Origin of the sequence: Halorubrum tibetense (assembly GCF_042661865.1) — an archaeon.
Lineage (GTDB): Archaea > Halobacteriota > Halobacteria > Halobacteriales > Haloferacaceae > Halorubrum > Halorubrum tibetense.
Window position 1 is genome coordinate 1 of the sequence record NZ_JBHSWW010000091.1, and the last position, 8,428, is coordinate 8,428.

7 protein-coding genes and 1 pseudogene are annotated in these 8,428 nt (G+C 67.6%); 3 read left to right on the forward strand and 5 right to left on the reverse strand.

The features are described from left to right. The 3 genes from thsA to rio1 all read right to left on the reverse strand — a co-directional run. The coding region (gene thsA / locus ACFQEU_RS07895; RefSeq protein ID WP_379780955.1) for a thermosome subunit alpha at nucleotides 1–1,278 on the reverse strand (1,278 nt) is incomplete at its 3' end. A 348-nt stretch (nucleotides 1,279–1,626) separates the two neighbouring features. Further along, on the reverse strand, nucleotides 1,627–2,169 hold the full coding sequence (locus tag ACFQEU_RS07900) for a KH domain-containing protein (RefSeq protein WP_379780943.1): 543 nt from the start codon (nucleotides 2,167–2,169) through the stop codon (nucleotides 1,627–1,629). Between the two features lie 142 nt (nucleotides 2,170–2,311). Continuing rightward, a complete protein-coding gene (gene rio1 / locus ACFQEU_RS07905) occupies nucleotides 2,312–3,235 on the reverse strand; it encodes a serine/threonine-protein kinase Rio1 (RefSeq protein WP_379780945.1) in 924 nt (307 codons plus the stop codon). Nucleotides 3,236–3,477: 242 nt separating this feature from the next. On the opposite strand from rio1, the gene ACFQEU_RS07910 reads away from it, so the two are divergent. Next, a complete protein-coding gene (locus ACFQEU_RS07910) occupies nucleotides 3,478–5,520 on the forward strand; it encodes a DUF460 domain-containing protein (protein ID WP_379780947.1) in 2,043 nt (680 codons plus the stop codon). Nucleotides 5,521–5,608: 88 nt separating this feature from the next. Continuing rightward, entirely contained in the window at nucleotides 5,609–6,595 is a 987-nt protein-coding gene (locus ACFQEU_RS07915) for a tyrosine--tRNA ligase (RefSeq protein ID WP_379780949.1), read from the forward strand. 58 nt (nucleotides 6,596–6,653) lie between these two features. Here the strand turns inward: ACFQEU_RS07915 and ACFQEU_RS07920 are convergent, their stop codons facing one another. Then, the gene (locus ACFQEU_RS07920; protein ID WP_379780951.1) at nucleotides 6,654–7,394 is read right to left on the reverse strand and encodes a DUF91 domain-containing protein; all 741 of its coding nucleotides are present in this window, start codon (nucleotides 7,392–7,394) and stop codon (nucleotides 6,654–6,656) included. Between the two features lie 106 nt (nucleotides 7,395–7,500). Between ACFQEU_RS07920 and ACFQEU_RS07925 the strand changes: the two genes are divergently transcribed. Next, nucleotides 7,501–7,959 carry a pyridoxamine 5'-phosphate oxidase family protein gene (locus tag ACFQEU_RS07925; RefSeq protein ID WP_379780953.1) on the forward strand — a complete coding sequence of 153 codons (459 nt, stop codon included), beginning with the start codon at nucleotides 7,501–7,503 and terminating at the stop codon, nucleotides 7,957–7,959. A gap of 65 nt (nucleotides 7,960–8,024) precedes the next feature. On the opposite strand, the pseudogene ACFQEU_RS07930 reads toward ACFQEU_RS07925, so the two are convergent. Beyond that, a pseudogene (locus ACFQEU_RS07930) lies at nucleotides 8,025–8,428 on the reverse strand (DEAD/DEAH box helicase); the annotation flags it as partial.

The following is an 8,428-nucleotide window of genomic DNA, read 5'->3' on the forward strand; positions in this document are numbered from 1 at the left end:
CTCGACGGCGAGCTGCTCGCGACCGCCGACGGAGTCGGCGAAGTCACGGAGCTGTAGGGCGAGCTCGGTCTCGGGCGCACCGCCGCCGGGCAGCACCTGCCCGTCGAGCAGCGTCGTGCGGACGACGCCGAGCGAGTCCTCGATGGCGCGCTCGACCTCGTCGACGACGTGTTCGGTGCCGCCGCGGAGGATGAGCGTGACGGACTTGGCCTCCTCGACGTCCTCGACGAAGATGCGCTCGTCGCCGCCGACGTCCTTCTGGGCGACGGAGCCGGCGAAGCCGAGGTCGTCGCTCTCGATGTCCTCGAGGTTGGAGACGACGCGGCCGCCGGTCGCGCGGGCGAGGCGTTTCAGGTCGCCGGACTTCGCGCGGCGGACCGCGAGGATACCCTCCTGTGCGAGGTAGTGCTGGGCCATGTCGTCGATGCCGTCGCCGACGAAGACGACGTCGGCGCCGATGTCGACGAGGTGGTCGACCATCTCACGGAGCTGCTCCTCCTCCTGGTCGAGGAACTGCTGGAGCTGGTCGGGGTCGGTGACGTTGACCTCGGCGTCGATCTCGGTCTCTTTCACTTCGATGGCACCGTCGAACAGCGCGACGTCGGCGTCCTCGACCGCGTAGGGCATGTTCTCGTCGACGCGCTCCTTGTCGACGATGACACCCTCGACGAGCTCGGACTGGTCGATCGAGCTGCCGACGACCTTCTCGACGGAGACGTTCTCCGTGTCGATGTCGTCGTCGTCGGCGACCGCGATCACGGCGTCGACGACGAGCTCGGCGAGGAGCTCTTTCGCGTTCTCCGCGCCCTTGCCAGTCATCGCCGTGGAGGCGATCTCGACGAGCGTCTCGCGGTCGTCCGCGGAGACCTCGATGGCCTCCTCTTCGAGGATCTCCTTGGCCTTCTCGGCGGCCTGGCGGTACCCCTGTGCGAGGGTGGTCGCGTGGATGTCCTGGTCGAGGAGCTCCTCGGCCTGGTCGAGGAGTTCCCCGGCGACGACGACGGCGGAGGTGGTTCCGTCACCGACCTCCTCCTCCTGCGTCTCGGACACCTCGACGATCATGTTGGCCGCCGGGTGGTCGATGTCCATCTCTTTCAGGATGGTAACGCCGTCGTTCGTGACGACGACGGACCCGCCGGAGTCGACGAGCATCTTGTCCATCCCTTTCGGGCCGAGCGTGGTGCGGACGGACTCCGCGACCGCCTTGCCGGCCGTGATGTTCATGTTCTGCGCGTCCTTTCCGGAGGTCCGCTGCGACTCCTCGGAAAGTACGATCATCGGCTGATTGCCCATCCGCTGGCGCTGTGACATTACAACCATTGATTGATTGTGATTCTATATAAACCCATCGTTCAATCCGTGCGGAAACGCAACACGGGGCGGGGTAGACTGTTTTCATGTGGCTCGTTATCACGGGCCTTTATATAGATCCGGTGGTGGCCGCGTGTGCCGTGATGAACACGCCCACATGGGACGATTTCGTCCGCGTTGACTGGCGTTGAGTGCGGGTGTCTGTGCCGTCAGTACGCAGTCAGTGTGTAGCCTATGCGCAGTTAGTGTACGGTCAGTACGCAGTCGACACGCAAGCGGGTGAACACCGCCGCGTCGCCAGAGCGGCGTCAGCCGTCACTGCGGCGACTGGAAACTGACGTCGTCGTTCAGCTCGTTCGACTTCCGTTCGAGGTACGAGTACACCGCGCCGTGTGGCGCGCCGTCGAGCAGCATGCCGACCGCGCGGCGGACCACCTGTAGCTCCTCGGGTTGACCGACCGCACCGACCGTCGTCCCGTAGACGACGACGTTCGCGCCCGACAGCTCCTCTAACAGCTCGCGAGTCCGGCCGTTCTCGCCGATGATCCGGCCCTTCTTCCGCTGGAGGTCGTTGTCGTTACGGGTGTGTTCTGTCAGGTCGATCAGTTCGAGCGTCCGGAGGTCGTGATCGAGGATCGACAGCGCGGTCTCGGGTTTGAACCCCCTCCCGATCGCCTTGATCACGTCCGGCGCGACCATCGCGGCGACGGGGTCGCCCGCCTCCTCGATGGCGACGCTGCCGGACTCCGAGTCGACGTCGAGTCGCACGCCTGCGCGGTCTTCGATCTCCCGCATCGTCTCGCCACCGGCACCGATGACGACACCGATCCGGTCCTGCGGAACCGTCACGTGTTGCATACACCAAGATACCCGGCCGAGACTTTTAAACATGTTCCGGGAGCCGCGGTGTGAGGGGGTGTGACGCGCGGTTCCGTAGGCCCCGGATTCGTCGACCTCAAGACACGTCAGTCGGTTCCGGATTCGTCGACCTCAAGACACGTCAGTCGGTTCCGGCTTCGTCGCTCGGCTCCGGTTCCGTCACGTACTCCTGCAGCTCGTCGGGGTCGATGTCGATCCCTTGGCGCGTGAAGAACGTCGCCACGTTCTCGCAGTCGCGCGCGAGGAACTCCCCGGCGTTCGGGTGATGGACGGTGACCGCCTGTCCCATGTCGATGACGACCAGCTCGCCGTCGTGGATGATCATGTTGTACTCCGAGAGGTCGCCGTGGATCAGGCCGGCGCGGTAGAGCCGCCGCATGTACTCGCGGACGACCTCATAGGCGGTTTCCGGGTTCTCGACGTCGACCTCGTTCAGCCGCCGGGCGCGGTCGTCCGCGTGCCCGACGAGCTCCATCACGAGTACGTTTCGTTGGACGGCGATCGGCTCGGGGACCCGGACGCCCGCTTTCCGGGCCCGTTCGAGGTTGGCGAACTCCTTTTTCGTCCACGCCAGCACGACTGCCTTCTTGTCGTTCGCGATCCCCTCGAACCGCGGGTCGCCCTCCAAGTAGTCGCGCATCTGCCGGAAGTTCGAGGAGTTGATCCGGTACACCTTCACGGCGACCTCGCGGTCGGGATGGCCGTCGCCGTCGGCGTCGACCGCCGTCCCGGGCGCTGGTCGCTCGCCCGCCTGCCCGCCGAGCGCCTCGAAGACGCTCGCCTCCTTACCGGTTGAGACGGGGCCGCCGAAGGCGTCCACGTAGCCGTCCTGGACCAGCTTGTACACCGCCGCGAGGGTCGCGTCGTCGAACACCGACTCCTGGAGCTTGAACTGTTCGGTGTCCTTGATCCGCTTCCGGAACTCGTCGAACTCGCGGTCCTGTCGCCGGGCGATCCGGTCGGCTTCCGTGTCGGAGACGTCGAGCGCCTCCCACTCGTCGCCGGGCTGATCCGCCGGTTCGAGCAGCGCGAACTCCTCGCTCATTCGTTCCCCGTTTCGATGCCCCGCCGTATAAGCGGGCGGGTCGGCGGTCCTCCCCGACGGACGTGGGGCGTGACGCCTCGACCCGGTCGTTCGACTGTGCTTTCCGAACTGACTGTCCAACCGTGATCCCCGAACCGGCCGTCCAACCGTGATCCCCGAACCGGCCGTCAGCACGTGACGCCGCGGTCGACACCACCGGTTCCGGCGTGGGGTATATACGCCCGAGCGGCCTACGTGAATCCGTGCCAACCCGGACTATCCGCGCCCGCGACCGGCCGGTGTTCGGCGTCGACGTCCAGAGCGGCGACGTCCGCGGCGACAATCCCTCCTACGCGCTCGTGATCCTCGACCCCGTCGACGCGGACGACCCGGACGTCCCGGACGCCGACGGCCCGCTCGCCCGGGTCTCCCGTGATGTCGTCTCCCTCCGCAAGCTCCGCCGACTGATCGACGATCGCGAACCGCTGTACGTCGCCACCGACAACGCCTACGAGCTCGCGCCGGACAAGAACGCGCTCGTCGGACTGCTCCGGAGCCTCCCGGACGGAACACGCCTCGTCCAGGTGACCGGCGCGGAGCGGCCGGAGCCGCTCTCGCGAGTCGCCTCCCGCCACGGGATCCCGTACGGTAAGAAGCCGATGAAGGAAGCGGAGGCGGCCGCCCGCCTCGCCGCGGCCAACGTCGGCCACGAGGTCACCGCGTTCACCGACGAGACGACCGTCAAAGTCTCTCGCGGCCGATCCACCGGGAAAGGCGGTTGGAGCCAAGACCGCTACACTCGGCGGATCCACGGTAACGTCAAAAAGCGCAGCCGACAGGTCGAGACGAAGCTCCGCGAGGCGAACCTCGAGTACGACCGCGAGGTGACGGAGAAGTACGGCGGCTATTCCAGTGCCGTCTTCACCGTCGAGGCCCGCCCCGAGGAGATCCCCCTGTCGAACTCGCGTGCGGGGGACGTGCGCGTCGAGGTGGAACGCGAGCGCCGCGACGGAATCGAGTACGAACCGCTCGTGAAACGTCGCGACCGCGTGATCGTCGGGATCGATCCCGGAACCACCACCGCGGCCGCGGTGGTCGGGCTCGACGGCACCGTCCACGCGCTGTACTCCTCCCGGACCGCCGACACCGCCGAGGTGACCGAGTGGATAATCGAGCAGGGGCGGCCGATACTCGTCGCCGCCGACGTGGAGCCGATGCCCGAAACGGTCGAGAAGTTCCGCCGCTCGTTCGACGCCGCGGGGTGGCGGCCGACCACCGACCTTCCGGTCGACGAGAAACTCCACCGCACTCGGGAGGCCGGCTACGAGAACGACCACGAGCGTGACGCGCTGGCGGCCGCGCTGTACGCCTACGACGACCACGCGGACCAGTTCGAACGGATCACGGAGAAGACGCCGCCGCGAATGGACCGTGAGGCCGTCATCGCCGGCGTCGTCGCCGGCGGCGCGTCCGTGGAGGCCGTCATCGAGGAGCTCCGAGAGGACGACGGCGACGACGACGGCGATGCCGACCCGGACGAGGACCCGACGGAACCCGAGCGGACCGAGGAAGAAGAGACGATCCGCCGGCTCCGCGAGCGCGTCGACCGGCTGGAGTCGCACGCGGAGTCGCTGGAGTCCGAGCTCGACGAGCGCGACGACCGGATCGCGGAGCTGGAGGAGGCGCTTTCCGAGGCGAAACGCGAGGAGCGGATCGAGGCGCGTACCCGTCGGGAAGTCTCACGGCTGGAGCGGGAGACCGAGCGGCTCGAACGCGAGCGCGACGACGCCCGCGAGACGGTCGAGGCGCTCGAACGCAAGGTGGAGACGCTCAAGGAGCTGTGGAAGCTCGACCACTCGAACTTCGCCGACGTCGCCGAGGGTCAGGGCCTCGTCAGCGTGAAAGTCGTCGAGCAGTTCACGCTCGACGCGCTCGACGCCGCCGACGAGGCGTACGGCCTCGTCCGTGGCGATGTCGTCTACCTCCGTGACGCATCCGGTGCGGGCCGTCGGACCGCCGAACGGCTGGCTGGGACGGAGCCGCACGCGGTGATCCGCGACGGCAACCTCTCGGATGTCGCCGACCAGGTGCTGTTCGACCACGGGATCCCGGTCGTCCCGGTCGACGCGGTTCCCGTCCGAGAGGTCGACGAGCTGGCCGTCGCCGACGAGTCGGCGCTGGACGCGGCGATCGACGACTGGGAGTCCCGTGCGGAACGCCGGCGGCGCGACGAGAAGGCGGAGCGGCTCGACCGGATCATCTCGGAACACCGGGCGGGGACTCGGCTCCCGCAAACCGAGGAGTGACCCGTCGACCGGCGCTCCCAGTCGTTTGGCGGCGTCGGTTCCGGGCGGTTCCAGAAGTCATATCCCGAACCCTCCCGCTATCGTACCCATGGACGCCCACGAGCTGATCACCCGGAACGCGGCCGAGGTGGTCACGGAGGAGGAGATCGAGACGCTGGCAGCCGACCCCGACGGCAAGCGCGCGTACGTCGGGTACGAGCCCTCCGGCGTGCTCCACATCGGGCACATGCTCACGGCGAACAAACTCATCGACCTCCAGGAGGCGGGGTTCGAAGTCACCGTCCTCCTCGCCGATGTCCACGCGTACCTCAACGACAAGGGATCGTTCGCGGAGATCCGCCGGACCGCCGAGCGGATGCGCGACCAGTTCATCGCCTACGGGCTCGAAGAGTCGGACACACAGTTCGTGCTCGGCTCCGACTTCCAGCTCGACGAGGACTACACCCTCGACCTCCACGCGTTGGAGCTCGAGACGACCCTCGCCCGCGCCGAGCGGGCGATGGCGGAGATCACCTCGGGCGACTCCGTGAAGGTGTCCCAGGCCGTCTACCCGTTGATGCAGGCGCTCGACATCCCGTACCTCGGCGTCGACCTCGCCGTCGGCGGGATGGAACAGCGGAAGGTCCACATGCTCGCCCGCGACGTGCTACCGAGCATCGACCGCGAGCCGCCGACGAGTCTGCACACGCCGCTCATCGCCGACCTCGGGACCGGTCGCGGGAAAATGTCCTCCAGCGAGGGTGTCACCATCTCCATGGAGGACTCCCGCGACGACATCGAGTCGAAGGTGAACAAGGCGTACTGTCCCCCGACGGCGGACCCGGAGCCGACCGAGGAGGGTGAGTCGCGCGAGAACCCCGTCCTCCAAGTGTTCGAGTACCACGTGTTCCCGCGGTTCGAGACGGTCGTCGTCGAGCGACCCGAACAGTACGGCGGCGACCTGAAGTACGACGCCTACGACGCGCTCGAAGCCGACCTCGAGTCCGGCGAGCTCCACCCGGCCGACGCGAAGGGAGCACTCGCCGAGTACCTCGACCGGCTGATCGCTCCGGGGCGCGAGCAGCTCGCCGAGTAGGCGATCGACTCCGCTTCATCTCCTCCGGTTTCAGTCCCCATCCCCTTCCACTCGCCGCTCAGTGACCACCGAGCCGGCAGCTCGCGTCGAGACAGTCGCGACCGGTCGCAGTCTCGAAGACTGGGAGCCCGCAGTCACACTCGTCGACGACGATCCCCGAGGGGATCGAGAACGTCGTCTCACACTCCGGGCGGCGGTCGCACGCGAGATACACCCGGCCGGGCGCGGACTCGACGGTGAGCTCGCCGTCACAGTCGGGACAGTCCCAGACGCGGTCGAACCGGTCGCGGACGGCCGCCGCCATCGGGTCGCAGGCGGCGTCCAGACAGAGGTGAAACGCCTCGCCGCGCTCGACGCGGATCTTCGGTAGACCACACGTCTCACACGTCGCGTCGGTGACGCTCGCGCCGGCGGGGAGTCCCCACCGCTCCTCGCAGTCCAGACAGACCACGTCCCCGCGCGAACGGACGAGCGACCCGCCGTCGTCGGGACACGTCCCGACGGGAATCCCCGCCTCCGTGACCGGGAGCGCGCGGCTGGCGGTCGCCGTCTCGGCGACGACGCGGAGCTGCCGGGTGCCGTCGCGTGCGGTGACGGTAAACCCCGCACCGTCGCCCTCAACGACCACCGAGTCGGGGCGAGTGAGCCACGCGACGGGCTGGTACCCGTCGGCGTCGTGGACGAGCGTCGTGTTATCGGGCTTGATCAGGACCACGACACGGCCGCGATACGTTCGGGTCCGGTCGCCGCGTTCGGTCACCTGACAGTCGCCGGCGAGGACGCGAAGGCGTGCTGGCATGGGGCGTCGTTGTCCCGTTTTCCGGTTTAACGAGTGGGCGAACTGCCGCGCGACGCGGAGACGCCTCCGTACTGCTATGTAGTTGCTCGTCCAACAGGTATATGAGATGAATCATGTCGAATACGCGTACACGACCGGAATGGACGACGAGTCGGTCGAACAACGACTACGAACGGCCGATTCGGGTGTCCTCGCGCTGGCGACCGGTAACGACGCGTACGCGATTCCGTTGGCACACTACTACGACGGGGACGGCCTTTACTTCCGGCTGGGGCTGACCGAGGGGGGCACGAAACGGACGTTCTTGGAGTCGACCGAGACGGCGTGTTACGTCCTGTACGGTGCGGACCCGACGAACGACCCGAAGGCGTTCGACTCGTGGAGCATCGTCGTCAGCGGACGCCTCACGGACCTCACGGAGGCCGATCGCCAACGGTTCGATACGGCCGAGATCAACGACTGTTTCTCCCCGATCCGCGTGTTCGACGAGGCCATCGAGGACATCGAAGTGACCGTCCGCAAACTCGACATCGAGCGGATCTCCGGTCGTACCACCGAGAACTGAGCTCCGGCGGCTCCCGTCTCCGTGTTCGACGAACACCACCACGAGAACGGTCGATGCCCGGCGAACTACGCTACTTGGACCGTCCGTGTCGCGCGCACGGGCATCAACGGCAGGTCGGGGAAGACGACCTCGACGACGAACTCCAGCTCGTCGGCGTCCGGCGGGCCGAACACGCCAACTGGGACGGTCGTCTCGCCGTCGAGGTACGTCGTCGTTGCGGTCATCTCCACGTCGTTGACCGTGACGCGGATCCCGACGCGCCCGGCTCCGTCGGTCGTGGCGATGCCGACCTCACACAGCTCGTTCTCGCCGGTCGCGATCCGGTCGGGGAACGACCCCCAGTCCACCGCGACCCGGGGGCAGTCGCGTGCGGCCTCGACCACCCGTTCGGCTACGGAGTCGCTCATCCCGGCGTTCGCGAGCGCCTTGGAGCCGGCATCGACGACGGCTGCGGGGGACGTGAGCCCCG

Excerpts from the sequence above, each read along its gene's own strand:
- ACFQEU_RS07915 (WP_379780949.1), top strand. The coding sequence starts at position 5,609 with ATGGACGCCCACGAGCTGATCACCCGGAACGCGGCCGAGGTGGTCACG.
- ACFQEU_RS07920 (WP_379780951.1), bottom strand. The coding sequence starts at position 7,394 with ATGCCAGCACGCCTTCGCGTCCTCGCCGGCGACTGTCAGGTGACCGAA.
- rio1 (WP_379780945.1), bottom strand. The coding sequence starts at position 3,235 with ATGAGCGAGGAGTTCGCGCTGCTCGAACCGGCGGATCAGCCCGGCGAC.
- ACFQEU_RS07900 (WP_379780943.1), bottom strand. The coding sequence starts at position 2,169 with ATGCAACACGTGACGGTTCCGCAGGACCGGATCGGTGTCGTCATCGGT.
- ACFQEU_RS07925 (WP_379780953.1), top strand. The coding sequence starts at position 7,501 with ATGAATCATGTCGAATACGCGTACACGACCGGAATGGACGACGAGTCG.